Source organism: Bradyrhizobium sp. HKCCYLRH3061 (genome assembly GCF_051168015.1).
GTDB lineage: Bacteria > Pseudomonadota > Alphaproteobacteria > Rhizobiales > Xanthobacteraceae > Bradyrhizobium.
This window is the reverse complement of sequence record NZ_JBNPUE010000004.1, coordinates 113,941-139,065: the sequence shown is the minus strand read 5'-3', so window position 1 is coordinate 139,065 and position 25,125 is coordinate 113,941. Positions and strand designations below refer to the sequence as shown.

At 66.0% G+C, this 25,125-nt stretch carries 26 protein-coding genes and 1 riboswitch; of the genes, 7 read left to right on the top strand and 19 right to left on the bottom strand.

Annotated elements, in window-relative coordinates:
• Window positions 1–15: 15 nt before the first annotated feature.
• The 14 genes from ACQR2C_RS09930 to ACQR2C_RS09865 all read right to left on the bottom strand — a co-directional run bounded on the left by ACQR2C_RS09930 (window position 16) and on the right by ACQR2C_RS09865 (window position 15,157).
• Entirely contained in the window at window positions 16–828 is an 813-nt protein-coding gene (locus ACQR2C_RS09930) for a UDP-2,3-diacylglucosamine diphosphatase (protein WP_315804339.1), read from the bottom strand.
• Window positions 829–1,020: 192 nt separating this feature from the next.
• Window positions 1,021–2,439, bottom strand: a complete 1,419-nt coding sequence (pyk, locus tag ACQR2C_RS09925; RefSeq protein ID WP_434881022.1) for a pyruvate kinase — start codon at window positions 2,437–2,439, stop codon at window positions 1,021–1,023.
• 171 nt (window positions 2,440–2,610) lie between these two features.
• Complete coding sequence (locus tag ACQR2C_RS09920) at window positions 2,611–3,684, bottom strand: tartrate dehydrogenase (RefSeq protein ID WP_434863769.1); 1,074 nt, start codon at window positions 3,682–3,684, stop codon at window positions 2,611–2,613.
• 96 nt (window positions 3,685–3,780) lie between these two features.
• Window positions 3,781–6,015 (bottom strand): glycogen debranching protein GlgX, encoded by a 2,235-nt coding sequence (glgX, locus tag ACQR2C_RS09915; protein ID WP_315804342.1) that lies wholly within the window; start codon window positions 6,013–6,015, stop codon window positions 3,781–3,783.
• 24 nt (window positions 6,016–6,039) lie between these two features.
• Window positions 6,040–6,321, bottom strand: coding sequence for a DUF3606 domain-containing protein (locus ACQR2C_RS09910; RefSeq protein ID WP_315804343.1), 282 nt, complete (start codon window positions 6,319–6,321; stop codon window positions 6,040–6,042).
• 786 nt (window positions 6,322–7,107) lie between these two features.
• A complete protein-coding gene (locus tag ACQR2C_RS09905; protein WP_315805360.1) occupies window positions 7,108–8,502 on the bottom strand; it encodes a serine hydrolase domain-containing protein in 1,395 nt (464 codons plus the stop codon).
• Between the two features lie 506 nt (window positions 8,503–9,008).
• Entirely contained in the window at window positions 9,009–9,479 is a 471-nt protein-coding gene (locus ACQR2C_RS09900) for a GNAT family N-acetyltransferase (RefSeq protein ID WP_315805359.1), read from the bottom strand.
• 45 nt (window positions 9,480–9,524) lie between these two features.
• Window positions 9,525–9,634: riboswitch (SAM-I-IV-variant riboswitch) on the bottom strand.
• A 152-nt stretch (window positions 9,635–9,786) separates the two neighbouring features.
• Window positions 9,787–10,035 carry a DUF3551 domain-containing protein gene (locus tag ACQR2C_RS09895; RefSeq protein ID WP_409997987.1) on the bottom strand — a complete coding sequence of 83 codons (249 nt, stop codon included), beginning with the start codon at window positions 10,033–10,035 and terminating at the stop codon, window positions 9,787–9,789.
• A 171-nt stretch (window positions 10,036–10,206) separates the two neighbouring features.
• Window positions 10,207–10,818: a hypothetical protein gene (locus tag ACQR2C_RS09890; RefSeq protein WP_315805358.1), complete on the bottom strand. Its 612-nt coding sequence runs from the start codon at window positions 10,816–10,818 to the stop codon at window positions 10,207–10,209.
• A gap of 539 nt (window positions 10,819–11,357) precedes the next feature.
• Window positions 11,358–12,053, bottom strand: a complete 696-nt coding sequence (locus tag ACQR2C_RS09885) for a VIT1/CCC1 transporter family protein (protein ID WP_315805357.1) — start codon at window positions 12,051–12,053, stop codon at window positions 11,358–11,360.
• 60 nt (window positions 12,054–12,113) lie between these two features.
• On the bottom strand, window positions 12,114–12,662 hold the full coding sequence (locus ACQR2C_RS09880; RefSeq protein WP_315805356.1) for a cytochrome b: 549 nt from the start codon (window positions 12,660–12,662) through the stop codon (window positions 12,114–12,116).
• Window positions 12,663–12,770: 108 nt separating this feature from the next.
• Window positions 12,771–14,189 (bottom strand): sensor histidine kinase, encoded by a 1,419-nt coding sequence (locus ACQR2C_RS09875; RefSeq protein ID WP_315805355.1) that lies wholly within the window; start codon window positions 14,187–14,189, stop codon window positions 12,771–12,773.
• Entirely contained in the window at window positions 14,186–14,851 is a 666-nt protein-coding gene (locus tag ACQR2C_RS09870) for a response regulator transcription factor (RefSeq protein ID WP_315805354.1), read from the bottom strand. The genes ACQR2C_RS09875 and ACQR2C_RS09870 overlap by 4 nt, the downstream gene beginning before the upstream one ends.
• Window positions 14,852–15,157, bottom strand: coding sequence for a PepSY domain-containing protein (locus ACQR2C_RS09865; RefSeq protein WP_315805353.1), 306 nt, complete (start codon window positions 15,155–15,157; stop codon window positions 14,852–14,854). It abuts the gene before it with no gap.
• 346 nt (window positions 15,158–15,503) lie between these two features.
• Between ACQR2C_RS09865 and ACQR2C_RS09860 the strand changes: the two genes are divergently transcribed.
• Window positions 15,504–15,749, top strand: a complete 246-nt coding sequence (locus ACQR2C_RS09860) for a hypothetical protein (RefSeq protein ID WP_315805352.1) — start codon at window positions 15,504–15,506, stop codon at window positions 15,747–15,749.
• Window positions 15,750–15,784: 35 nt separating this feature from the next.
• Here the strand turns inward: ACQR2C_RS09860 and arsB are convergent, their stop codons facing one another.
• The 4 genes from arsB to ACQR2C_RS09840 form a co-directional block, all read right to left on the bottom strand.
• Window positions 15,785–16,813, bottom strand: coding sequence for an ACR3 family arsenite efflux transporter (gene arsB / locus ACQR2C_RS09855; protein ID WP_434881021.1), 1,029 nt, complete (start codon window positions 16,811–16,813; stop codon window positions 15,785–15,787).
• 4 nt (window positions 16,814–16,817) lie between these two features.
• Window positions 16,818–17,345, bottom strand: a complete 528-nt coding sequence (locus tag ACQR2C_RS09850; RefSeq protein WP_434881020.1) for an arsenate reductase ArsC — start codon at window positions 17,343–17,345, stop codon at window positions 16,818–16,820.
• Window positions 17,338–17,700 carry an ArsR/SmtB family transcription factor gene (locus ACQR2C_RS09845; protein ID WP_316182963.1) on the bottom strand — a complete coding sequence of 121 codons (363 nt, stop codon included), beginning with the start codon at window positions 17,698–17,700 and terminating at the stop codon, window positions 17,338–17,340. Before ACQR2C_RS09845 ends, ACQR2C_RS09850 begins: the two co-directional genes overlap by 8 nt.
• 91 nt (window positions 17,701–17,791) lie before the next feature.
• The gene (locus ACQR2C_RS09840; protein WP_434881019.1) at window positions 17,792–18,442 is read right to left on the bottom strand and encodes a Crp/Fnr family transcriptional regulator; all 651 of its coding nucleotides are present in this window, start codon (window positions 18,440–18,442) and stop codon (window positions 17,792–17,794) included.
• A gap of 76 nt (window positions 18,443–18,518) precedes the next feature.
• Here ACQR2C_RS09840 and ACQR2C_RS09835 point away from each other — a divergent pair, with 76 nt between their 5' ends.
• The 5 genes from ACQR2C_RS09835 to ACQR2C_RS09815 all read left to right on the top strand — a co-directional run bounded on the left by ACQR2C_RS09835 (window position 18,519) and on the right by ACQR2C_RS09815 (window position 23,797).
• Window positions 18,519–18,998: a hypothetical protein gene (locus ACQR2C_RS09835; protein ID WP_434881018.1), complete on the top strand. Its 480-nt coding sequence runs from the start codon at window positions 18,519–18,521 to the stop codon at window positions 18,996–18,998.
• 102 nt (window positions 18,999–19,100) lie between these two features.
• Entirely contained in the window at window positions 19,101–19,418 is a 318-nt protein-coding gene (locus tag ACQR2C_RS09830) for an ArsR/SmtB family transcription factor (RefSeq protein WP_434881017.1), read from the top strand.
• 47 nt (window positions 19,419–19,465) lie between these two features.
• On the top strand, window positions 19,466–20,830 hold the full coding sequence (locus ACQR2C_RS09825; RefSeq protein WP_434881016.1) for an NAD(P)-binding domain-containing protein: 1,365 nt from the start codon (window positions 19,466–19,468) through the stop codon (window positions 20,828–20,830).
• A gap of 43 nt (window positions 20,831–20,873) precedes the next feature.
• On the top strand, window positions 20,874–22,061 hold the full coding sequence (locus ACQR2C_RS09820; RefSeq protein ID WP_434881015.1) for an MFS transporter: 1,188 nt from the start codon (window positions 20,874–20,876) through the stop codon (window positions 22,059–22,061).
• A 161-nt stretch (window positions 22,062–22,222) separates the two neighbouring features.
• Window positions 22,223–23,797: an EAL domain-containing protein gene (locus ACQR2C_RS09815; RefSeq protein ID WP_315805343.1), complete on the top strand. Its 1,575-nt coding sequence runs from the start codon at window positions 22,223–22,225 to the stop codon at window positions 23,795–23,797.
• 30 nt (window positions 23,798–23,827) lie between these two features.
• Here ACQR2C_RS09815 and ACQR2C_RS09810 read toward each other — a convergent pair whose 3' ends face one another.
• Window positions 23,828–24,259 (bottom strand): CHRD domain-containing protein, encoded by a 432-nt coding sequence (locus tag ACQR2C_RS09810; RefSeq protein WP_316218799.1) that lies wholly within the window; start codon window positions 24,257–24,259, stop codon window positions 23,828–23,830.
• A gap of 207 nt (window positions 24,260–24,466) precedes the next feature.
• On the opposite strand from ACQR2C_RS09810, the gene ACQR2C_RS09805 reads away from it, so the two are divergent.
• Window positions 24,467–25,123, top strand: coding sequence for a TetR/AcrR family transcriptional regulator (locus ACQR2C_RS09805; RefSeq protein WP_315805365.1), 657 nt, complete (start codon window positions 24,467–24,469; stop codon window positions 25,121–25,123).
• Window positions 25,124–25,125 lie beyond the last annotated feature (2 nt).

Here is a 25,125-nt window from a genome sequence, read left to right as displayed (position 1 = left end):
GCAAGGGAGCCGGTGTCAGGCGGCGCGGGCGGCCAGTTGCGGAACCGGCGCCGGCTGCCGCTGCGGATCGGTCCAGGTGAGGATCTCGAAGCGGCCGTCCTCGTGCTCGACCAGCGCCGTGCAGCTTTCGACCCAGTCGCCGCAATTCATGTAGCGGATGCCGTCCTGGTCGCGGATGACGGCGCAATGGATGTGGCCGCAGATCACGCCGTCAGCGCCATGCCGGCGCGCCTCGGAGGCCAGTGCCGTCTCGAACGCGCCGATATAGTTCACCGCGTTCTTGACCTTCTGCTTGGCCCATTGCGACAGCGACCAATAGGGCACGCCGAACATGCGGCGGAAGAAGTTGACCAGCCGGTTCATCTGGATCGCAAAATCGTAGGCCTTGTCGCCGAGATGGGCGAGCCAGCGCGCGTTCTGCACGACCAGATCGAAGATGTCGCCGTGAATGACGAGATAGCGTTTGCCGTCGGTGCCGGTGTGCACGATGTTCTCGACGACGTCGATGCCGCCGAAATGCGTGCCGTAGTAGCCGCGCAGGAACTCGTCGTGATTGCCGGGGACGTAAACGACCTTGGCGCCCTTGCGCGCCTTGCGCAGCATCTTCTGCACCAGGTCGTTATGCGACTGCGGCCAATGCCAGCTCGATTTGAGCGCCCAGCCATCGATGATGTCGCCGACCAGATAGATCGTATCGGCATCATGGTGGCGCAGGAAATCGACCAGGAGATTGGCCTGCGAGCCGCGGGCTCCGAGATGAACGTCCGAGATGAACAACGTCCGAAAGCGCCGAGCCGGGCTTTCTTCACCAGCAGTCTCAAGTCCCATGCGCGCCCACCTAACAGCCCCTGATGACACCGCGATGACGAACGGCCGCATCGGCAGAACCCATCCTGCCGGACCGCGACCGGACACCGCTCGTGCGACGACTCGCGACGTCCCTCGTCACTGCCCCGCGATACCAGCGGGGTGCGACAATCAGGCGACAGGCGGGCGGCGCGAACAGGGAAAATCGGCCTCCTATCTCGGCATGGTGACGACGCGCAGATTGTTGGTGGTGCCGGCCTGCGCGAACGGGATGCCGGCGACGACGACGAGCAGGTCGCCGGCTTCCGCGAACTCCTCCTGCATGGCAAAGAAGGTCGCGCGCCCGACCATTTCCTCGTAGTTCTGCACGTCCTGCGACAGCACGCTGTGCGCGCCCCACAACAGGCACATGCGCCGCGAGGTGTCCTCGTTCGGCGTGATCGCCAGAATCGGCAGGCTCGGCCGCTTGCGCGCAACGCGGGAGGCCGAAGTTCCGCTCGACGTATAGGCCACGATCGCCCTGGCGTGGATCGCCGACGCCAGGTCGGCCGCGGCGGTCGCCACCGCATGCGGTGCGGTCTGCTCCTCGCCCGGCTGCGTCGCCTCGACGATGGAGCGGTACATCTTGTGGCCCTCGGTTGCCTTGATGATGCTGTCCATCATCGCGACCGCCTCGCGCGGGTATTGCCCGCTGGCCGATTCCGCCGACAGCATCACCGCGTCGGCGCCGTCATAGATCGCGGTCGCGACGTCGGAGACCTCGGCGCGGGTCGGCGTCGGCGTCGCGACCATCGAATCCAGCATCTGCGTCGCGACGATCACCGGCTTCACCGCGAGCCGGCAGGCGCGCACCAGCTCCTTCTGCTTGCCCGGCACGTCCTCGTTGGGAATCTCGACGCCGAGATCGCCGCGCGCGACCATGATCGCGTCCGACAGCTGGATGATGTCGTCGATGCGCTCCAGCGCCGCCGGCTTCTCGATCTTGGACATGATGCCGGCGCGGCCATTGATCAGGCCCCTCGCCTCCAGCACGTCGGACGGCTTCTGCACGAACGACAGCGCCACCCAGTCGACGCCGAGGTCGAGCCCAAAGGCAAGATCGGAGCGGTCCTTGGCCGTCAGCGGCGACAGCTCCAGAATCGTGCCCGGCAGATTGACGCCCTTGTGATTGGAGATCGCGCCGCCGACGATCACCTTGGCTTCGATCCAGTCGTCGCCGAGGCCCATGACGCGCACCCGCACGCGGCCGTCATCGATCAGAAGATCGTGACCGGGCGCCACCGCCGCAAAGATCTCCGGATGTGGCAACGGAATCGACGTCTTGTCGCCCTCGGTCCCGTTGAGGACAAACCGAATCGTCTCGCCGGCTTCGACCTGGATCTTCTTGTCGCGCAGCGTGCCGACACGAATCTTCGGACCCTGCAGATCCATCAAGATGCCGATTGGCCGCTGCACCTCCTTCTCGAGGGCGCGGACCGCGGCATGGACCCTGGCGTGATCGGCCTGCGTGCCGTGACTGAAATTGAGACGAAATGTGTCTACACCGGCGAGGAACAGCGCTTTCAGCATCTCCGGAGAATTGCTCGCGGGACCGACAGTCGCGACGATCTTGGCTCGACGGTGACGACGCATGATGTGTCCTTTCTCCTGAAGCCCAGGCCACTTAAGTCCGTGTCTCGCGTCACTATGACATGCATGTGATTAGCATGCGCTGACGCAGCGGAAGCGCTGATATACGCCCCGCAGCGTCCATTGCAAGCGCGACGCGGAACACGCCGAAATTGTGCAAGAGAGTGGCACGCCTCAGACGTTGGAGCCGTGGATCGCGTCGATGACGGCGTCGGTCACCTCCTTGGTCGTCGCCTTGCCGCCCACGTCGGGGGTGAGGATGCCGGCTGCGCAGACCTTCTCGACCGCAGCCATCAGCCTGACGGCCGCGTCCTTTTCGCCGAGGTGCTCGAGCATCTGCGCGCCGGTCCAGAACGTCGCCACCGGATTGGCGATGCCCTTGCCGGTGATGTCGAACGCCGAGCCGTGGATCGGCTCGAACATCGACGGGAAGCGCCGCTCCGGATCGATGTTGCCGGTCGGCGCCACGCCGAGGCTGCCGGCGAGCGCGCCGGCGAGATCGGACAGGATGTCGGCATGCAGGTTGGTCGCGACGATGGTGTCGAGGCTCTTCGGCTGCAGGGTCATGCGCACGGTCATCGCGTCGACCAGCATCTTGTCCCAGGTCACGTCGGGGAATTCCCGCGCCACCTCGGCGGCGATCTCGTCCCACATCACCATGCCGTGGCGCTGCGCATTCGACTTGGTGACGACGGTGAGGAACTTGCGCGGCCGCGACTGCGCCAGCTTGAACGCGTAGCGCATGATTCTGGCGACGCCGACGCGTGTGAAGACCGCGACCTCCGTGCCGACCTCTTCAGGCAGGCCGCGATGCGCGCGGCCACCCATGCCGGCATATTCGCCCTCGGAATTCTCGCGCACGATCACCCAGTCGAGATCGCCGACGCCGACATTGCGCAAGGGCGAGGCCACGCCGGGCAGGATCTTGGTCGGGCGCACATTGGCGTACTGATCAAAACCCTGGCAGATCGGCAGCCGCAGGCCCCACAGCGTGATGTGATCGGGCACGTCGGGCGCGCCGACCGCGCCGAAATAGATCGCATCGAATTTCTTGAGTTCGGTAAGGCCGTCGGCCGGCATCATCACGCCGTGCTTCTTGTAGTAGTCCGAGCCCCAGTCGAAGGTCTTGACGTTGAAGCTGATGTCGCCCGCGCGCTTGGCGAGTGCCTCGAGAACGCGGACACCTTCGGAGATGACCTCGGGGCCGATGCCGTCGGCGGGAATGGCGGCGATGGAATGGGTGCGCATTTGAGCTTTTCTTGACCTCTGTCCGGGCGTTTCACCCGGACAGCTTTTGCACGACATCCCGCGAACGACAAGCCGGCGCCGGGCTGTGTCGCCGCCCTACCCCAGCGGCGCCTCCGCGATGTCCAGCAGGGCGCCGAGGCCGTGGCGCAGGCTGCGCATCGGCTGCTGCTCCGAGGACAGGCCGAGGGCCAGCAGCGATCGCCCGGTCACCGCGTAGACGTGGCCAAACGGAAACGACTGCGGCTGTGCATCCGGCTGGTTGGTATCGATCAGCGCCAGCCAGTTGTGGCCCTCGGGCACGGACGGCAGCGTGAAGTTCACGACGTCGTAATGCGCGTTGTAGACCAGCAAGAGCGTCGCGTCCGATCCGCGCCGCTTGACGCCGGTCTCCTGGGCGCGGCCGTCGAGCAGCATGCCGAAACAGCGCGCGTGATCATCGGTCCACTGCTCGGTCGTCATCTCCTCGCCGGACGGATCGAGCCACGTCACATCCTTGACGTCGAGCTCCTCATTGTGCGAGCCGACCAGGAAGCGGCTGCGATAGAGGATCGGGAAGGCCTTGCGCATCGCGATCAGCTTGCGCGTGAACTCGCGCAGCGCCCTGCCCTGCGGCGTGATGCCCATCCAGTCGAGCCAGGTGGTCTCGTTGTCCTGCGCATAGGCATTGTTGCTGCCGTTCTGGGTATGGCCGAACTCGTCGCCCGCCAGCAGCATCGGCGTGCCGTGCGACAGCAGCATCGTGGCCAGGAGATTGCGCTTCTGCCGCTCGCGCAACGCCGTGATCTCGGGGTCGTCGGTCGGCCCTTCGACGCCGCAATTCCAGGAATGATTGTTGCTGTGGCCGTCGCGATTGTCCTCGCCATTCGCCTCGTTGTGCTTCTCGTTGTAGGAGACGAGGTCGTTGAGGTTGAAGCCGTCATGGGCGGTGATGAAGTTCACGCTCGCCCAGGGCCTTCGGCCACGCTTGTTGAACAGATCGCCCGAGCCCGAGATGCGCTTGGCGAAATCGGCCAGCGTGCCGCCGTCGCCCTTCCAGAACGCGCGCGCGGTGTCGCGGAACTTGTCGTTCCACTCCGCCCAGCCCGGCGGAAACTGGCCGACCTGATAGCCGCCCGGACCGATGTCCCAGGGCTCGGCGATCAGCTTGACGCTGGACAGCACCGGATCCTGCCGGCAGGCGTCGAGGAAGCTGCCGCCTTCGTCGAAGCCGTAGGGCTCGCGCGCCAGGATGGTGGCGAGATCGAAGCGGAAGCCGTCGACCCGCATCTCCGTCGCCCAATAGCGAAGCGAGTCCGCGACGAGCTGCAGCACGCGCTGGTGCGACAGGTTCACGGTGTTGCCGGTGCCGGTGTCGTTGATGTAGTAGCGCTTCTGGTCCGGCATCAGCCGGTAGTAGCTGGCATTGTCGATGCCCTTGAACGACAGGGTCGGCCCGAGCTCGTTGCCTTCGGCGGTGTGGTTGTAGACCACGTCGAGGATGACCTCGATGCCGTTGGCGTGGAACTGGTTGACCATGGTCTTGAATTCGGTCGCGAGCGGCGTCTTGAGATAGCGCGGCTCCGGCGCGAAGAAGCCGATCGAGTTGTAGCCCCAGTAGTTGCGCAGGCCCTTGTCGACCAGATAGCTGTCGTCGATGAAGGCATGGATCGGCAACAGCTCGGCCGAGGTGATGCCCAGGGAGCGCAGATAGGCCGGGATGTCCTGGTGCGCGAGACCGGCGAAGGTGCCGCGATCGGCCTCGGGCACCAGCGGATGCAGCTTGGTAAAACCCTTGACGTGCATCTCGTAGAAGATCGTCCGCTCCCACGGAATTTCCGGCTTGCGTGAGGTGCCCCAGGTGAAGGCGGGATCGATGACCCGGCACTTCAGCATCAACGGCGCGCTGTCGCGGCCGTCGAACGACAGATCCTTGTCGGCATGATCGAGCTGGTAGCCGAACAGCTCCGGGCCCCAGCGCAGGTTGCCGACGAGCTGCTTGGCATAGGGATCGATGACGAGCTTGTTCGGATTGAAGCGGTGGCCGGCGTCGGGCTCGTAGGGTCCGTGCACGCGATAGCCGTACACCGTGCCGGGACGGGCGGTCGGCAGATAGCCGTGCCACACCTCGTCGGTGTATTCCGGCAGCTCGATGCGCTCGAGTTCGGTCTCGCCGGTGTCGTCGAACAGGCACAGCTCGACCTTGGTCGCATGCGCGGAAAAGATCGCAAAATTGACGCCGAGACCGTCCCAGGTCGCGCCGAGCGGAAACGGACGGCCTTCGCTGATCTTGGCCTTGCGCAGGTTGAACGCCGCCTGCGTCAGGGCGTCGGCCCTGTCGGTGATCTGATCCATTGCTGCCCCCTGGCAATGCGCTGTCTAATGCGTCTCGGATGCCGCAACGACCTCGACGGCAGCGGTCTCCGTGGCTGCAACGGACGCAATCACCTCAGCGGGCGGCACATCCGCGGGGACGGCCGGCTTGCTGGCGCGCTGCTGATGGACTTCCTTCGAAATCGCGGCGATGGAATTGCCGATGCGGCCGACGATCTCGGTCAACTCGGCCGGCGTGACGCGCAGCCTCCGCGTGACGATGCGGACCTGGACCCGATCGGTGAGATCGAGCTTGTTGCGGATGGGCTGGATTTTGGGACGGCGCATTGGGATCCTCCTGCGTGAGGGCTAACCGCGGCTGCGGAATTTGGTTCCCAAAGCGAGCCGCCGGCATGCCCAGGACCGCGATGAGGACATGAATCATTGGTCTCGCGGCGTCTTACGCCCGAGTGATGTCAGTCGTGTCACCCTCGCCTCAGGCAGAGGGCACGGGGAATGCCGGGAGCTGGCCGCCCCCATGGCCCGCCTGCAGAAAAAAAGCAGGCGGCAGTCACCACAGGTTCAGCCGAGACATCCCGGCATTCCCCGCGCGATGGTTTTCACGCTTACTTCGCGATCTCCCCGGTGTCCGGCTTGTGAGCCACCGTCGCCCTCGGGCTCGTCGCCCGAGGACTTGGCGCCAGCGTCGGGGCGCCAGGACCACGCGACTTCGCGTCCGCAAGCTGCCGTTCGTCCGCGCGGGTCACCCCGCGCTGCGGCATCCTGCAGCCACCGCATCCCGCGCCCAACGTTCCGTGACGATCGCGAAGCGCCCCTCTCGAGGAGCACGGGATGGCGATGATCTAGCACGTTTTCTGGAAACGCGAAATAGAAATTTTCAGTCGACGACGAGCACCTTTTCGCACACGTTCGACGGGGTGGCCGGTCCAACTGCCCTTGCACCGGTCGGGCGAAGGAGCGGCGGGAGCCCGCGACCGGAGTCGACCCGAGCACTCCGATTTGCGCAGTGCTTCAGGAAGGATCTGGATGCAGGACGTCAGCACCAATGCGCGCGACAAAGCCACGTCCGCTTTGACCCTGAACCGACGTCGCGAGCCGATTGCTGCATGCAGATCACTGAGGCAGCGCCACCCCGGCGATTTGCATGACGCCAAGCTGGTCGAACAACTCAATCTGCTCACCGTTCAGCACTGGAATGTAGCAACGACGTCTAGCAGCCGAGACCAAGATACAGAGCTTATCCTCCGCGACCGCCCATGTCCCCGTTGCAGGCCCAAAGGACTCGTCCCAGTGCGGATAAGTCATCCGGCCGTCGGGCTCGAATCGCATGGATAACGGACCATTCTTGAGCTTCGGACCGAAGCTGATCGTCTTGCCCTTGAATTTTGCGGCCAGGGTCTCACCTGTCGGTCTTTCGCCGGTTGCTGCGGTGAGCGAGGCATCGGGCCCCGGATCATAGCCATCGGCCTTCAGGATGAGCCAGAAGAGCCTAGCCATGTTGCGAAATGAAGGTTCGACGTACGGCGCATCGCGGTCGACACGATGCACCACGACAAGGTCGAGTGCGGGTACGACTAAGGCGTATTGGCCGCCGGCACCTTGGGCCATAAAGCTGCCCTCGGGCAAAGTCACCGTAGGCGCAACGTCACCGCCCAGAAAGCCGATCCACCAGAGATAGCCATAGCCCATCCCGAACGCTGCTTTCGAATAGCTGCGCGTGCTCTCTTCCACCCACTCCCGCGGCACGATCTGGTGTCCGGCCCAATTGCCTTTGTGAAGATAGAGAAGTGCAAAACGCGCCAAGTCCCGTGCGCTCATGCGGATCTCATAGGCGGGGTGGATAGACGCTTCGCCGCGGACGTAGCTGCCATCCTGTGGCCGGTAGTCCTGCATGCCGATTGGCTTTGCGATCTTTTGGTCGAGCGCCTCGAAGAGGCCGATGCCAGTTGCGTGCTCGTAGATCGTGCCAAGCGCGTTGAAGTCCCAATTGTTGTAATACCAGAAGGTGCCGGGCGGGTGACTGCCGCGCGGCGGTCTCATCTTGGCATTGTCCGGCGTCTCATAGAGCGCCGCGTGGTAGACCCCGGAACGCGCTTCGAGGAGTTCGCGCACCGTCGCGCCCTTCTCGACCCCGGTCAAGCCAGGCGGGTTATCGTCGATGCCAAGTTCGCCAAGCGTGCTGTCAAGGTTGATCTGGTGATCCGACACTGCGATGCCGATCAGGGCGCTGAGCATGCTCTTGCGGATTGAAGCGACTTCCATCGGCTTCGTCGTACTGCCCCACTCGGCCACGACCTTGCCGTGCTGAACGATCACAACCGCGCTCGAATGAATCTGATCCGAAAAGGATCGCGCTTGGGTCAATCCGGTTTCTGACCAACCCAATTCTGCAGGCGTGACGCGCTCCCACTCCGCTGCTGGGAAGCCATCTTCAGCTTGGGCATGCTCGAACCGAACCAAAGCGCCGAGCAGCAGCACGACAGCGAAAACAATCTGGCGAATATGCATAGGATGATCCCACCCGTTGCGAGCTTGACCAGATTGCTACACACTAATCATTAACGGAATTAAGCAGAACGCCTGTTGAAGTGTTTTCTTTGGATACCCGCCAACCATCCTCATGGCGACGTCTCTTGTTGGCCCACAACGGACATGGAACGAACGGAACTCCCTTACGACCAAACTGTGTGACCGGCTGGTGAGAAATCGCTACTCATCCTTATTCAACGCGGCGATGAGGACGCCAACCTCTTCAACAGGTAAGGATCGTCACGCGCTATCAACTCTTCTGTCCTTGGGAGCTTTCCGAAAGCAAACCGTGCCTCCTCGATGCAAGAAAAATAACACAAGCATCTCCGTGCCATCTGAATGCTCGACCTCAACCATGTAGGATGCTAGCGATGGCGGAGTAACCACCCCATGTAAGGCTGGTCTGAGAGGCGATCTCGATTGTGCAACACGATCGAAAAGCAGACTTGATCATCTATTCCTTGTCGTCACATCGCCCTCGACCATCATTTCGTCAGCCATCTCTCGAAGTACAAATTGATCGGGTTGGAAACGTAAGGGCCATACGCTGGGCACGGAACGAACCCCTTCGCCCGATAGAGCCTCTGGGCATCGGGAAGAAATTCCGTGGTTTCCAGCCGCAGAACCGACAGCTTGGCGGTCAAGGCCGCTTCCACAACGCGCGTCAGGAGCCTGCTGCCTATTCCAGTTGTCCGAGCCTCGGTGACGACATACATGCGCTTCACCTCCCCGGTACCATCCGCGAACACCTGCAGCCCTGCACAGCCAACGGCTTGTCCGGCAATCCGCGCGATAAACATTTGCGTGTCGTCGTGCGCTAGCCGATCAATTGGAGAGCCGTGATTCCTCTCCACCCCGCAGACCTTGTTTAAGAAATCGTCCAGCGCGGTTACGAGATTAATCAGGTCCGGGGACCTTGCATCGGCCAGCTCAATTTCGATTCGATCGACAGTCATTCTCGTCCCCTTCTTCGAAGAGATGAGCGCATGACGCCGTGGTGGCTTGTCCCGTTTAGTTGCCGGACCGGCCACATCTTCTTCCGAAGGAAGAAAGCCACCTTGCTCGGGGAGCAGGTTGGCGCTGGGCGTCGGCCCAACTCTTGATGTTGGAGTTGACGATAGCGGGCACTATCGAGCTTGGCAAGTACGCCCCCAGTTTGAGGAACAACGCGTGGCCGCTCCTGGCTCATCTCGAACCTTTTGGTCGGCTCCGACGATGGCCGCTCCGTCGAAGATCGGGGTCTTGTCAGACCACAATCAGCGCCTACCGGGGAGGCCGACGGCGGCTCGGCTCAGGCGGGCGCTGTGCATAGGGGTTCGGCAAGCACATGGCCGAAAGGCCCGCGGCCCCCGCTCTGCACGCCTCCCACGACCTGTACTGGCACGCGATCGTGCTGGACCCGCCCCAGTCCCATGTCTGGAGGCACACCGGATCATTGCCATCGAACCGCTGAGCCGCGGCTGGAGCGGTTGCAAGCACGATGATTGAAGTCATGAGGAGAAGCGCGCGCATCATCAGCCATCATGACATGAGGCTGACCAATCCGAAAGGGTCTGCCGGCGCGGCCACGTCCAGGCGGGCTTCATCCGCAGGCGCGGCGGGTTTCGGTATCCGCGTCGTCAGGTGACCCTCTCTTGCTCCACGAAAAGCAGGCGATCGCAGCTAGCTTCGGCGGCTCATGACTCAGAAATAGGAGCGCGGCTGCTGCTTGATATGTTGGCCGAGGTAGCGTCTCACGGTCGAAAGATTTTTCGGTTCAGAAAGCTTCTCAAATACCTGATGCACCAATTCATCGTGATCGGAGGCAACCATTGCGACGGCGTCCCTCAGGTTTCTAAGCTGACGCCAGGAAAGAGCAGGCTCCGCTGCTGCCACCAAAGCCCAAAATACAGGGCGCCATAACCCGGTGTCGAAGGGCTTTGACGCTTGAAATATGGAAAACAGCGCCTCTGAACGACTCCCCATGTTTTCAATGGCGCTGGAGGCAGCGACATACTTTGTGAGAAGTTCTTTGGCGGGTGGCCCGTTGCCGCGCTCGAGGTATGCCCTGATCGGCCATGCCGAGACGGCTACACGATTGAAAATATCCTCCTGACAGTCGGCTGCCAGAATCGCCTCTTCAAGGAGGCGGCTATACCTTTCATCGGGCCAATGGCGTGCGACGTGAGATAACGCCTGACACCTGAACCAAGGTGCTTCTATCCCCCTTGCGACGCTTAGCGCTTCGTCAGGGCGAGCAGATGCGAGGCGGATCGCGAGGTCTCTTGCTTTGGTCGGGGTCAGGGTCTTGCTCACCCAAACCGACTACCATAACTCCCCGCAACGGCCAATTGGATGGAACGTCAGATTCTGGCCTAAAGGTGAGCTATGCTGGTTCAAGGCTGACGCATGGTCTCAACCCAACGCCGTCGTCAGGACGTCCAGATCCGCAGAGCACCAACAGTCTCGAACTCGGCGAGCCTAAAGCTCTTTGTCACAGACAACGCTGCCGTAGGGTGGGCAAAGCGACGCCAAGGGCGGCGCGTGCCCACCATCGGTGGCGCTGGGTGTAGGCGGTGGGCACGGCGCGCGTGAAAGCTCGCCCGACAAGGCCGCATCCCGGCGCGCCTTTGCCCACCCTACGGCAGGTTGTTAGTTCAGCGTGCCATCAATCTTGACGCTGCTGGCAAAGCGGCGCGTGACCACCATCGCCACCGCTCGAAACGCGCGGTGGGCCCGATGCGACGCGGCGTTGCCGCGTACGCCTCTTTGCCCACCCTACAGCTCGGGTGACGGGATCATGACCGGCCCGGTGACCTTCGTCCGAACGGCCTAGACCGCAATCCCGCTCCACCTCACCCGAACAGATGCGCCAGCCAGAACGCGGCGCCGGCGGCGAGGCCGCCGACGAGGGCGGTCTGCAGCGCAGACTTGATCTTGTTGACGCCGGTGAAGTGGCCCTTGATGGCGCCGAAGATCAAGAGCGCAATGCCAGTGGCGATCACGGAGATGCGGAGCGCCGACGAGATGTCGGCCGCCAGCATGTAGGGGATCAGCGGGATCAGGCCGCCGATCACGTAGGAGCCGCCGATGGTCACCGCGCTGACCGGCGCGCGCTTCGGATCCGGGCGTTCGAGGCCGAGCTCGAAGCGCATCATGAAGTCGACCCACCGCTTGCGATCGGACGCGATGGCGTCGACCACGGTGGTCAAGGCCTGGCCTTCGAGACCATAGCCGCGAAAGATCGCCGCGACCTCCTCGACCTCGCGACCGCGGAGCTTCTCGATCTCGTCGTGCTCCCGCTTCTCCTCGGCGGCGTAGTGCTCTGCGTCGGAGCGGGCGGCGAGATAGCCGCCGAGCCCCATCGCGATCGCGCCGGCGACGACCTCGGCGAGGCCGGCCGTGACGATCACGTCGGTCCTGGCGACCGCCGCCGAAAGACCGGCGGCGAGCGCGAACGGCACGGTGAGGCCGTCGGCCATGCCGATGACGACGTCGCGGACGACCTCCGACGCGGTGAAGTGCTTTTCGATGTGCGGCGTTGCCGGCATGGCGGCCTCCGATGGCGTGTTCGACGGAGACCTTCTAGCAGGCCCGGATGACAGGCGCGATCACCGCAGTCCCGGCACCATCCGCCGCAGGGTGCGATCGTGCAGCCAGTAATGGTGCAGCAAGGCGGCGCCTGCGTGCAGGCCGATCAGGATCATCAGGCCATTGGCCAGCGCCTCGTGGATCTCCTTCATGTCGTGGGCGAAGCCGCGGTCGCCGATCCAGGGTGAGGCGATCTCGAACAGGCCGAACACCGGCAAGCCGTAGCCGCGGGCAAACTGTGTGACGATGCCAAGCACCGGAATGGCGAACATGATGCCGTAGATCAGCAGATGCGTGATCTCGCCGACATGAACGGTCCACGCGCCGAATTTGGTCGCTTCAGGCACCGGCGGCGGATCGGCCAGGCGCCAGGCCAGGCGCGCCAGCGCGAAGCCGAGCATCGACAGCCCGAGCGAGACGTGCATGAACAGGCCCATGTCATGAGCGGGACGTGGCAGCACGTCGCCGAGATGGCCTGAAATCCAGGCCGCCGGCACCAGCACGGCGACGATCCAGTGCAGTGCGATCGCGACGGAGCCATACGTCTTGGCGGAGTTTCGAATGCGCATGATCAGCTTCCTTCGGCCATTGGCCCCCGCTGCCGGCAGGCCGGAGCGCGGGGTGGTAGGACCGGAGGAAATAGCCGACCGGGGGCGTCGCGCCGCTGACGCGGGATGTCAGCCTGCTGTCAGAATGGACGGCGCCGGGGTGGCCTGCGACGTCGCGGGGTGCGACCAGCGGAGCGCCGAGACGATGGCCGGCGCGATCGTGATCCTGGCGCCGCCGAGCTGGGAACGTCCGATGTGCAGCCGCCAGCCATAGGCTTCGAGCACGTCCTGCACGATCGCGAGCCCCAGCCCGCTGCCCGGCCCCTGCTCATCGAGGCGGCCGCCGCGTTCGAGCACGCGGCCGATCTTCGCGTCCGGAATGCCCGGACCGTCGTCCTCGACAGTGACGATCAGAGGGGTCGCACTGGCGACGATGCGAACCGTGCTCGCCGCATGACGCGCGGCGTTCTCCAGGAGATTGCCGAGCACCTCGGCGAGATCCGTGCGGTCCATGCCGACGCGCAGGCTTGGAGGCACCTCGCCATCGAAGCTGACATGGGCGGCCGCCGGCGTGCGGCCGAGCGTCCCGAGCAGCGCATTCACCAGCGGCGCCAGCTCGGTTGCGGCCTCCGGCCCGCCGCGAGCCTTGCCGCGCAGCCGCGCCAGCGCCAGCTCGCGATCGACCTGCCGGCTCATCGCCTCGGCGACATCCTCGACATTGCGCGCCAGCTCGATCTGGCCGAGCTCCTTCAAGCGCGCGGCGTCGGCCGCGAGTGCGGCGAGCGGCGTCTTGAAGCCGTGGGCGAGATCGGCCGCACGGCTGCGCGAGCGCATGATCTCGCGGCTCTGCGCATCGAGCAGCGCGTTGACCTCCTCGACCAGCGGCGCCACCTCGGTCGGCACGTCCACGGGAAGATGCTGGCGCCGGCCGCTGCGGATCTCGGCGACGCCACGGCGCAGCACGCCGAGCGGACGCAGGCCGAGAGTGACCTGAACCGAGGTGCCGACGGCGAGGATGACGGCCAGCACGGCGAGCGCGATCGACAGATCCTTGGCGAAGGTCCGCACCGCACTGGTGGCGCCGTCGAGGTCGTAGGCCACGGCCGCGCGCACGCGGATCTGGCTTTCCGGATTCATCAGGATGCCGCGCTCGGCAACCAGCACGTGTTCGCCATCCGGCCCGGCGAGCTCATGCTGATGCACGTCGCTCGGTCCGGGCTCGTCGATGGGCAGCGGCAGGATGGTGTCCCACAGCGAGCGCGAGCGCAGCAACTGGCCGTGATCGTCCGAGATCTGCCAGTACAGCCCCGACAGCGGCACCACGAAGCGCGGATCGGCCGGCGGCCGCGCGACCACGATGCGCCCTTCTGCATCGACCTCGAGGCCGTTCAGCAATTGGCGCAGGTGGATGTCGAGATCGGAGGCGAGCGTGCGCGCGACGTGGCGCTTGAACAGCACGACCATGCCGAAGCCGGCGACGCCGAGCGCGACCAGCAGCGCGATGGTGCCCGCCGCCACCAGTCGCAGCCGCAGCGAGCCGAGCCTCATTCCGTCGTCTCCGGGATCATGTAGCCGAAGCCGCGGCGGGTCTCGATGATGTCGGCGCCGAGCTTCTTGCGCACGCGCCGGATCAGCACCTCGAGCGCGTTGGAGTCGTGCTCGTGGCCGAGACCGTAGACGTTCTCCTCCAGCTCATGCTGCGGCACGACGCGGCCGCTCTGCCGCAGCAGATAGGCGATCAGCCGGTATTCGAGCTGCGACAGCGTCACCGGCACGCCGGACAGGCTGACCTTCATCTGGCGCTCGTCGAGCATCAGGTCGCCCGACGAAAGCACCGGAGCGGCATGGCCGGCGGAGCGCCTGATGATCGCGCGCAGTCGCGCCAGCAGCTCCTCGTTGCGAAACGGCTTCGGCAGATAATCGTCGGCGCCGGCATCGATGCCGTCGACCCGCTCGGCCCAGCTCGCGCGCGCCGTCAGGATCAGCACCGGCATATGCCGCGCCGCGCCGCGCCAGCGCTTCAGCACCGACAGGCCGTCCATGCCGGGGAGGCCGAGATCGAGGATCACGGCGCCATAGTCCTCGGTGTCGCCGAGAAACCAGGCCTGCTCGCCGTTGTCGGACGTTTCGACCAGATAGCCCGCCGCCTGCAGCGTCCGCGCCAGGTCGGACGACAGCCGCGGATCGTCCTCGACCAGCAGCACACGCATCTATTTTTCCTCGATCCGCTCGATCTCGCCGCTGCGCGCATCGACATAGACCTCGCGCACGCGGCCATCACGGCCGATCACCCGAAACTCATACCGCCAGCGGCCACGCTGGCGGTCGACATCGATTCCCATCACGTCGCCGGCGATCCGGCCGCGCAATCTCGGCAGGATCTGCGACAGCGGCAGGACGTCGCCCGCCTCCACCGCGCGACGCACGGCATCACGGCGCTCGCGATCGTCCTCGCGCGCCACCGTCGCCGCGGACGCCGCCGTCGAGATCAGCATCGCAAATGCCGTGATGCGCATGAACCGTCCGATTTGAGGCAAATGCATGATCTTCCCGGGGCCTGACGCTCTGATCTTCAAAGCTCGTCGTCATTCGTTGCGCGCGCGCCACTGGGTTCGAATTGCGGGGGTCGACTTGCGGAGCGTTCGCAGATGCTAAGGAGCTGGTGCGGATTTTAGTTTGAACTTCCGATGTCGGAATTGCGCTCAGGCCGATGCGCGGGTGGAAACTCGCAAGGGATCGGCATCCTGCCCGAGACAAGCTGACGTCTCGCTGACTCAACCTGACAGGATGCCGTCAGCCTCGTTGCGACATGATCCCGCCCGGACGGAGCGAGCCGGGGGCGCGGTGAGTTCGGAGACGAGAATGCGTAAGACGATGACATTGGCAGCCGTGCTGGCGGGGCTGGGCGGCCTCCTGGGGATGTCACAAGCCGGCCGGGAGACGGCACCCACGCTGGTGCCGGTGGCCCGTGCCGATGACGGCACCCTGGCGGCCTATGCGCATCTCGCGGCGCTGCATGCGCGGGCCGACAGCCAGCTGCTGAGCTACGAGCCCGCGCGCCGGGACCGCGAAGGCGACGACGACGATCAGGACGAGCCGCGGCGGTGAGGCGAACCGGCTTCTGACCAAGGCACGGACCAAGGCTAGGCCGGCAGGCCCGCTTCGTACCAGCGACGCGTCGCCTTGACGATGCGCACGACCGAGAGCATCACGGGGACTTCGACGAGAACCCCGACGACGGTCGCGAGCGCAGCCCCCGAGTCGAGCCCGAACAGGCTGATCGCGGCGGCAACCGCCAGTTCGAAGAAATTGCTGGCGCCGATCAAGGCGGCCGGCGCCGCGACGCACCAGGCCACGCCGAGCCGGCGGCTCAGCCAATAGGCGATCCCCGCGTTCAGATAGACCTGGATCAGGATCGGCACGGCCAGGATCGCGATGACGACCGGCTGCTTCAGGATCTGCTCGCCCTGGAAGCCGAACAGCAGCACGAGCGTCCCGAGCAGCGCCACGAGCGAGACCGGCTGCAGCACCCGCAAGGCGCGCTCCAACGCCCCGTCCGTGCTACGCAGCAACGCCCGGCGCCAGAGTTGCGAGACGATGACCGGCACGACGATATAGAGCAGCACCGACAGCAGCAGGGTGGTCCAGGGCACCGAGATCGAGGCGACGCCGAGCAGCAGGCCCACCAGCGGCGCAAACAGGAACACCATGATGACGTCGTTGAGCGCGACCTGGCTCAGCGTGTAGTGCGGCTCGCCGTCGCACAGATTCGACCAGACGAACACCATCGCCGTGCACGGCGCCGCCGCCAGCAGGATCAGACCGGCCACGTAGGACGACAGCTGGCCTGCGGGAAGCATCGGCGCGAACACGTGGCCGATGAAAACGCTGCCGAGCAGAGCCATCGAAAACGGCTTGATCGCCCAGTTCACGACCAGGGTGACGCCGATGCCCCGCCAATGCTCCTTCACATTGCCGAGCGCGGCGAAATCGATCTTCAGCAGCATCGGGATGATCATCAGCCAGATCAGGCCTGCGACTGGCAGATTGACTCGCGCCACCTCCGCAGACGCGACAGCCGCGAACAGCCCCGGCATCAGATGGCCGAGACCGATACCGACGACGATGCAGAGCAGGACCCAGACCGTCAGATAGCGCTCGAAGATCGTCATCGGATCAGGCCACGTCGGAGCGGAACGACGTTGCGCCCTCGCCCGTCCCGATCTCGCGCAGCCGCGTGCCCAGCGACATCGAATCGATGCGACCGAGCGGCAGATTGATGAAGGCGTCGATCCTGTTCTTCAGATAGCGGAAGGCGGTCGTGAACGCCGCGAGCTTCTGCAGCTCCGTGCCTTCGGCCGCCGCCGGATCCTCGATGCCCCAATGCGCGGTCATCGGCTGCCCCGGCCAGATTGGACACGCCTCGCCGGCGGCGTTGTCGCAGACCGTGAAGACGAAATCCATCGCCGGCGCGCCGGCGACGGCGAACTCGCTCCAGCTCTTCGAGCGCAGATCGTCGGTCGGATAGTCCATGCGCGCGAGCGTCTCGAGCGCCAACGGATGCACCGCGCCCTTCGGCGTGCTGCCGGCGGAAAAGGCGTCGAAGCGGCCCGCGCCGTCCTTGCGCAGGATCGACTCGGCCAGCACCGAGCGCGCCGAATTTCCGGTGCAGAGGAACAGGACATTGTAGATGCGGTCAGACACGGCTCTTCTCCTTGCGCTTCGGCGCACAGCAGGGGGTGAGACTTGCGATGACCGGCGCGCAGACCTCCGGGCGGCCGCCGCAGCAATCCTGCAGCAGGAACAGCGCGACCTCGCGAAACTGCGTGAGATCGGCCCGATAGACGATCGAGCGGCTATGCCTGATCGAGCTGACGAGGCCGGCGCGCGCCAGCACCGAGAGATGCGCGGACAATGTGTTCTGCGGCACTTCCAGCAGACGTGCGAGCTCGCCCGCAGGCAGCCCGTCGGGCTCGTGCTGCACCAGCGTGCGGAACGCCTGCAGGCGCGTCGGCTGCGCCAACGCGGCCAGCGCCAGGACGGCTTGTTCGTTTTCCATATATCCAGAATTATCGATATAATAGGCGAACGTCAAGGGCCGGCTGCGCAGGGAGTGCACGACGGAGCGAAAGACGCCGCAGACGGACGGCTCACTGCAAGCGCAGGCGGGTGCCGTCGACGATGAGTTCGCCGTCCTGCGCCATCCGCGCCAGCGCGCGATAGAGCGCTTCATGGGTGACGCCGAGCTCGGCGGCCCAGTCCTTCTTCGACCGGCCGAGCTCGACCTCGCCGCCCTCCCCTTCGGTCTCGATGAAATGCACGATCCGCTCGCGCGCCGTCTTCAGGCTGAGCCGCTCCGACTGCGCCCGGACCTTGCGCAACTCGCGGGCGAGATGGTCGCCCCATCGGTCGCGGATCTCGGCACGGCGCAACGCCTCGGCGAAGGCCTTGCGGTCGATCGCGAGCAGCGTTGAGTCTTGTGTCGCGACGGCGTCGCAATGATACGTCGGCTGATCGAGGCTGGCCTCGGCGAGAAAGCCCCGGCGGGCCCGCTGCAGGACGATGTCGTCGCCGGCGCGCGAGCGGCGCACCAGCCTCACCTCGCCGGTCAGCACGAAGAACATCGCCCGCGGCCGATCCCCCCGGCAGAACACCGTGCCCTGGCGCGGCACCTGGATGCGCCGAGTCCGCAACCGCGCGGCCGCAGGCAGCGCGGCGAGCAACGGCGACAGCCGTGCAAGAGCGCGCCAGTCGAGCGGCGGGCGCGTGCCCTCGGGCGGGAGATGGTCAATCCTCGGCATATGATCTGGATCATATGCGCCGTCCGGCTGCGCGGTCTAGGGAAGACGTCACCGCGTTCGCTCAATGGAGGTCCTCATGCGCCTGCGTCTCGCCGCCGTTACGCTGGCCTTCGTTACGTCCGCCGGCATCGCCACGGCGCAGCATCACGGCCATCACGACCACGAAAGCCATGGGGCGCTTGCGGCGGACCCGCGCGAGCGGGTGGCGTTCCCGCCCGACCTCGCCGAGCATACGCTTGCCAACATGCGCGACCATCTGCTGGCGCTGCAGCAGATCAACGACGCGCTCGCGGCGGGCGAGCCGGACAAGGCCGGCCAGATCGCCGAGCAGCGCCTCGGCATGAGCTCGCTGCGGCTGCACGGCGCCGCCGAGGTGGCCGGGTTCATGCCCCAGGGCATGCAGGAGGCCGGAACGACGATGCACAAGGCGGCGAGCCGCTTCGCCATCGAAGCGCAGAATGCGGGCGTGACCGGCGACCTCAAGCCGGCCTTGAAGGCGCTCGGCGAGACGATGGCGGCCTGCGTGGGCTGCCATGCCGGCTACCGGCTGCGATAGCGCGCCGGACGGTCTTCCCGCGGGCGACGCGCATATCATTATTTCCATCATTCTAGAAATAACGTTTGACTCGGCCGTCCCTCATGCCGCATCCTTCACGCCATGAAGCTCGATGACGCCGCTGCCCGCCTGGAAGCCCTCGGCAACACCACGCGCCTGAAGATCTACCGCGCGCTGGTGCGCGCCGGGCATGCCGGGATGCCGGTCGGCCGTCTGCAGGAGCGGCTGAAGGTCCCGGCGTCGACGCTGTCGCATCACGTCAAGACGCTGGTCGCGGTCGGGCTGATCTCGCAGCAGCGCGAGGGCACGACGCTGGTCTGTCACGCCGAATACGACGTGATGCGCTCCCTGCTCGGCTTCCTCGTCTCCGAGTGTTGCGCTGAGGAGCAAGGCTGCGGCACCGAGAGGCCGGCCGCCTGATCATTTGACAAATAATTCGATGATTCTAGAAATATGGGAGGAATAGCGTGATGGATGCCAAGACGGTTGCGATCATCGGCGCCGGCCCGGTCGGGCTGGCGGCCGCCGCCCACGCGCTGGCGCGCGGCCTGACCCCGGTCGTGCTGGAAGCAGGTCCAGAAGCCGCGCATGCGGTGCGGCAGTGGCAGCACGTCCAGCTGTTCTCGCCGTGGAAGTACAACATCGACAGCGCGGCGGCGCGGCTGCTGGCGGCGACGGGATGGACTTCGCCCGAGCCCGAGGCCTATCCGACCGGGCGCGAGCTGATCGAATCCTATCTCGCGCCGCTTGCAACGCGCACCGCGCTGCGCGACGTCATCAGAACCTCGCATCGCGTCACCGCGATCGGCCGCGCCGGCTTCGACAAGGCCAGGTCGAAGGGACGCGCCGATGCGCCGTTCGAGATCCGCGCCCACAACGGCAAGGGCGAGGCGGCGCTGCAGGCCGACGCCGTCATCGATGTCTCCGGCGCCTGGTTCTCGCCCAATCCTGCCGGCCATAGCGGGCTGCCCGCGCTCGGCGAAGCCGCGCATGCGGCGCGCATCGCCTACGCGATGCCGGACGTCCGCGGCGCGCAGCGCAGCCGCTATGCCGGCAAGACGGTCGCGGTGCTCGGCGCCGGCCACTCGGCGATCGGCACCTTGATCGATCTGGCCGCATTGGCCGAGGTCGCGCCGGGCACGCGGGCGATCTGGCTGCTGCGCGGCGACGATCCCGCGAAGGCATTCGGCGGCGGCAGCGCCGACCAGCTCGCCGCGCGCGGCGAGCTCGGCCTGGCCTTTGCCGCGCTGGTGCGTTCGGGCCGCATCCGGCTCGAGTCCGGCTTCGGCGTCATCGGGATCACCGATGAGGACGGCCGGTTGCGGATCGATGCCGCGGGCGACCGCCACGTCACCGCCGACGAGCTGATCGTCGCCACCGGCTTCCGCCCCGATCTGTCGCTGTTGGCGGAGCTGCGCCTGCGGCTCGATCCCGCGATCGAGGCCCCTGTGGCGCTCGCGCCATTGATCGATCCGAACGAGCATTCCTGCGGCACGGTCCGGCCGCATGGCGCGCGCGAGCTGGCGCAGGCCGACGAGCCCGGGCTCTATCTCGCCGGCATGAAGAGCTATGGCCGCGCGCCGAACTTCCTGATGATGACCGGCTATGAGCAGGTCCGGTCGATCACCGCCGACATCGCCGGCGACAAGGCCGCCGCGCATCGTGTCGAGCTGAAGCTGCCGGAGACCGGCGTTTGCACCCGCGGCGGAGTGGAGAGCATTGCAGCCTTGTCCGGCTGCTGTGGCGGACCGGCGCCATCGGGCGTAGACAGTTGCTGTGCCGATGATGCCAAGGCCAAGGCGGCTGGCCGCAGCGGCTGCGGCTGTTCGTGATCCAGAGACGTCGTGACGCAGAACCGAGGAGAGGTCGACGGGAATGCAGGCAAGACGGCTGGGCGTGGTCATCGCTCTCGGCACCGCCCAGACGCTGGCCTGGGGATCGAGCTACTATCTGCCCGCCATCCTCGCCGACCCGATCGCGAGGGATCTCGGCCTGTCCAACAACTGGTTCTTCGCCGCCTTCTCCGCCTCGCTGATCATCTCCGGCCTGTTGGGTCCGCGCATCGGCCGCCAGATCGACCGCGTCGGCGGCCGCCAGGTGCTGTGCGCCTCCAACATCGTGCTGGCGATCGGGCTCGCGCTGCTTGGCCTGTCGCATTCGCTGTGGGTGATGGCGCTGGCGTGGCTGTGGCTCGGCGTCGGCATGGGGCTCGGCCTCTATGACGCCGCGTTCGGCGCGCTCGGGCGCATCTATGGCAAGGATGCGCGCGGCGCGATCACCGGCATCACCCTGATCGCGGGCTTTGCCTCCACCGTCGGCTGGCCGCTGAGCACCTGGGGGCTCGCCACCATCGGCTGGCGCGAGACCTGCTTTGCCTGGGCGATCGCGCATCTCGTGATCGGCCTGCCGCTCAATCTGTCGCTGCCGCGCGCGACCCAGATGGCACCCGGCGAGATGCCGACGGGCAAGCCGAACATTCCGCTCGATCGTCCCATGATCCTGATCGCGTTCGCGATGGCGGCGGCCTGGACCGTGACCGCGGCGATGGCGGTGCATCTGCCGCGGCTGATGCAGGCCTTCGGCGCCACCCCTGCACAGGCGCTGTTCGCGGGCATGATGATCGGGCCGGCGCAGGTCGCCGCGCGCGTGTTCGAGGCCGGCTTCCTCAGCCGCTTCCATCCGCTCGCCTCGGCGCGGCTCGCCTGCATCACCCATCCGATCGGCGCCGTGACGATCGGGCTGTTCGGCGGCGGCGCGGCGGCGGCCTTCGCGCTGCTGCACGGCTCCGGCAACGGCATCCTGACCATTGCTCGCGGCACGCTGCCACTCGCGATCTTCGGCCCCGTCAACTACGCCTACCGGCTCGGCCTGATCGGGGCGCCGTCGCGGATCTGCCAGGCCTTCGCGCCGCTGCTGTTCGGCCTGCTCATCGACGGGCTCGGCCGCGGCGTGCTGATCGTGTCGGCGAGCCTGAGCCTGTCGGCGCTCGCCGCCCTGATGCTGCTGCCGGCCGAGCGCGCCGAGACGGCGATGCCGCTCGACACCACCGACAAGGCGGCCTGAGCCGGTAGCCCTTCATTAACCAGCTTCCTGCGCTCACGGCCCACCGTGCCGCTGCGGACGGGCATCCTGGGGCGCATATACGGAAAGTTGAAGGTTGGATTGAAGGATACCCGTGGTCATACGGGGGCGTTCACGACACGATGGCATTGCAACGTAAACACATGCTTCGTGTCGCGGCGGTGGTCGCCTGCGTCGGGATCTTCCTGGCCGGCGCCGATCTCGCCGTGACCGCGCTGATCGGCAACCAGACCGCGCGGCAGCTCAGCGAGCTCAGCAAGCTGGCGCTGCGCCGTTCCGAGGCCGCGATCGACTCGGCCGGATCGATCCTGAACCGTCTGATCGCGAAAGGACCGATGGACTGCAGCGCCGTCGCGCTGCAGGCGCTGCGCCTTCACGTCTATCAAGGCACCATCATCAAGGACATCCGCACCGTCGATCGCGACGGCGCGGTCAAGTGCGCGGCCTATTCCGAAACACTGGAATTCGACAATGGCTGGGCGCGGCGCGACGAGATGTTCAAGTCCGCCGACGGCGAGCTGCGGCTGTTCCGCGTCGAGCAGTTCACCGGCGCCGCGTTCGGCGTGATGCGCGACATCGACCCGCAACGGTCGCTGGCGGCGATCCTGCGCATCGACGGCAATCTGCTGGACGTGATGCCGGTCGGCCTGCGCGCCGAGAGCAACGTCACCCTGACTTTGCCCGATGGCGAGCAGGTGGCCGGCTATCATCCCGACGCATCCGCCAGATCGCCGGCGCAGACCGTCGCGTTCACCACCGTGTCCGACCGCTATCCGCTGCAGGCCACGATCCATGTGCGGCCGCAGAGCCTGAGCGCGCGCGGCGACCTCGCTTATCTCCTGACGATGCTCGCCGCCGGCACGCTGGGCGGCATGTTCGGCCTGCTGCTGGCGAGCTACCTCAGCCGGCCGGTGGACCCGGTCGCCGAGCTCGACCGCGCGCTCGCGGCCAACGAGTTCAAGCCCTATGTGCAGCCGACCTTCCGACTGAAGACCGGCGACATCGTCGGCTGCGAGATCCTGGCGCGCTGGGAGAAGCCGGACGGCCGGCTGATCCCGCCGATGAGCTTCATCCCGCTCGCCGAGAGCTCCGGCCGCATCGAGAGACTGACCTGGCAGCTCCTCAAGACCGCCTTGCGCGAGCTGCAGCCGGAGATGAAGCAGGACAAGCTGTTCAAGCTGTCCGTCAACGTCACCCCGCGCCACCTGCTCGGCGACCGCTTCATCGACGATCTGCGCAAGACGGTCGCGTCGTCATCGGTCTCCACCCGCCAGGTCGTGCTCGAGGTCACCGAGCGCGAGGAGCTCGCCGATCTCGCCAAGGCGACTGATGTCGTGAAGGAGCTCAGCGAGCTCGGCTTCCGCGTCGCACTCGACGACGTCGGCATCGGCCATAGCGGCCTGTCCTATATCCAGCGGCTCGGCGCGCGCATCCTGAAGATCGACAAGTTCTTCGTCGACGCGATCACCCGCGACCAGTCCGCCATCGTGGTGGTGCAGATGCTGGTGGCGCTGGCGCGCGAGCTCGACATGTCCGTGGTCGCCGAGGGCATCGAGCATCAGGAGCAGGTCGATGCGCTGATCGCCTGCGGCGTCGAGGAAGGCCAGGGCTATCTGGTTGCGCCGCCGCTGTCGCTCGGGCGCTTCAAGCAGTTCCTCGACGTGCGCCGGGCCTCGGCCGTTCCCGGCCAGGCCGGCGAACCGGAACTGGCCGCGTGACGGCGAGCCCGCGCGCGTCGGGCACGCGCCTCACTGCCGGGTCATCTGTCCGCGAATCTCGCCGCCTGGGTTCGCCTGGGTATGAACGTTGGCGTACCATTTGCCGGCCAGCAGATCGGCCGCCTGAGCGTCCGTGATGACGGCCGAACCGGTAATCGGGGTCTCCGGGCTCTTGAACGGCAGCACGATGCCGGCATTCTTGCCGGGCTCGCTGGGACCGTGGAAATGCGCTCCCATCGCCGGCCCGGTGAGGCCCGAATAGGTGACCTTCCAGCTCAGCGTCCTGGTGGCGGTGTCGAAGCTCGCTTCGGCCGCGCCCGTCGCGGGCGAGGTGTTCGGCGGCACCTCGTTGGCGGCCTTGAGCTCGGACTTCAAGATGACGGTTTCAGCGCGCGCAAGCGGCGCGGCCGCAACGCCGGCGACGACGGCGAGCAACGACAAATGAACGAATGTCCGTCCCATGGTTTTCCTCCTCAATCGTTTTGGGCAGTCTCAGTGTTCGAGACCCCACGGGCAAGCCGATATTCCGTGGAACGCGTTAACGCCCCAGGCATGAGCAGCGGCCCCCGGCCGCGTTGATTGAACAATCCGGACCCCTGTGCCAAACAGGACGGGAACACAAAGGCCGCGAAAGAAAGCCTCGAAAGAAAGAAAGCCATGGCGGATCGAATGGTTGCTTCCAAGACGGCGCGCGGCAAGGTGGGGCGGCCTCCGCTCGAACGTGCCGGCGAGGTCGAGGAGCGCATTCTCGATGCGGCAAAGACGGTGTTCCTCGCCAACGGCTTCGAAGGCGCGAGCGTCGACGAAATCGCGCAGACCGCGCGTGCCGGCAAGCCGACCATCTACGCGCGATTTCCCAGCAAGGCCGCGCTGTTCGCGGCCGTGATCGCCCGCCATGCCGCGCGCAACACCCAATATGAGAACCTGGTGCCGCAGGGCCGCACCTTCCGCGCCCGGCTGATCAGCCTCGGACTCACCCTGATCGAGCGCGCCTTCGTCGAAGACACGATCGGCCTGATGCGGACCGCGATTGCGGAAAATCCGCGATTTCCCGAGCTGACGCTCGAGATCCAGGACACCGCGCGCAAGCGCGCCACCTGCAATGTGAGCCATGCGATCGGCGAGCTCGCGCGCGCCGAAGGCCTTGCCGGCAAGGGCGCGTTCTCGGCCGACCGCATCGAGGACAGCGCACGGATCTTCCTCGATCTCGTGGTGTTCGCCGTGCTGATCCGCAGCCTGCTCGGCGAGGACATGCGCACCCTGAAGAAGGAAGCCCAGGCGCATGTCGAGAAGCGCGTCGACTTCTTCCTCGCCGCGACGACGTGATC